Source organism: Paenibacillus chungangensis (assembly GCF_042675905.1).
GTDB lineage: Bacteria > Bacillota > Bacilli > Paenibacillales > Paenibacillaceae > Pristimantibacillus > Pristimantibacillus chungangensis.
The window spans coordinates 1-1018 of record NZ_JBHTJZ010000032.1 but is presented as its reverse complement, the minus strand read 5'-3'; the positions used below and the strand labels follow the sequence as shown (position 1 = coordinate 1018).

General features: G+C 54.3%; 1 protein-coding gene. It reads right to left on the bottom strand.

The genetic code is table 11. From position 1 onward, the window contains the following. Positions 1–1018, bottom strand: a 1018-nt coding sequence (locus tag ACFQ2I_RS17210) for a hypothetical protein (RefSeq protein ID WP_377566359.1), incomplete at both ends; no start/stop codon positions are given.

Below are 1018 nucleotides of genomic sequence, written 5' to 3'. Positions count from 1 at the left end.
GATCCGGGCCTGCTCCCTCGACAATCCGTTTCGTTGCCAGCAGCTCCACATCTCCCTGCGCCCAATGACCCGTTAGGTCCGCGAAGCTTTTGCCGGACGGTTCGACTGCCGCATACAGGCTGTTGTACGGTACGTTCATGACCAGTTCCGCCGTTCCGTCCGCACGCATTCCCGGCAAGGAAGGGACGAAGCGGAATGTGTTCCTCTCCAGCTCTATCCTTACGCCAATCAAGGTGGAGGCTTCCTCTGCCTCATCGATCACAATCGCCCGGGTCGTATAGGCTCCATCGAAATCGTTGATTTCCAATGTTTCGCCGCCCGCCTCTACCGTCACTTTGAAGTCGATGACGCGGCTGGCTAGACGCAGCCCCTGATCGGCAGTAAGCTGCCGAAGCTCTGCTTCGGTGTCTGAATCCATTTGTTCCAGCGTTAGGTTCACCTTCATGTTTTCCAGCGCTACGCCAAGCGTCTCGGCTATCTGCTCCCAACGGATCGCTGACAGCGGCAGCTGATAGCTTGAACCGTTCAACTCTACGTTTATAGCAAGATTCGGTTCAGACTGCACAGCCAATTGGAGAGATTTAGTCGGCAGTTGCACTTGCACCACACGTGCCGTGTCATCCACCCGTATCGTCAGCAGATTCTTCTGCAGTTTCTGCAGCGCTTGATTCAGTGTGGCTTCATAGATGGTGATTTGCTCAATCGTGGTGCCGTCTGCCTGCGTTTTCTTGTGGATGTTCACATTGTCAAGCAAGCGCGAATCTTCGTATAACCCGGCTTGGTTGTTGTTGACGGGAAGAGCAAGCATGAACAGCTGGAAGCGATTGGATACCGTTTGCAGGATATTACCGGTCACATCCATCCCTCTCACATGCAGGTACCACTCTCCGTTCACACTATTCTTCTCCAAGTTATCTCCGCTTGCAAAGCCGGTCCACTCTTCGTCCCCACCTGGCGCACTAGCGCTTTTCGTCCATACATATTGCAGACTGGACGGATCGACGCCGCTGTCACTGTC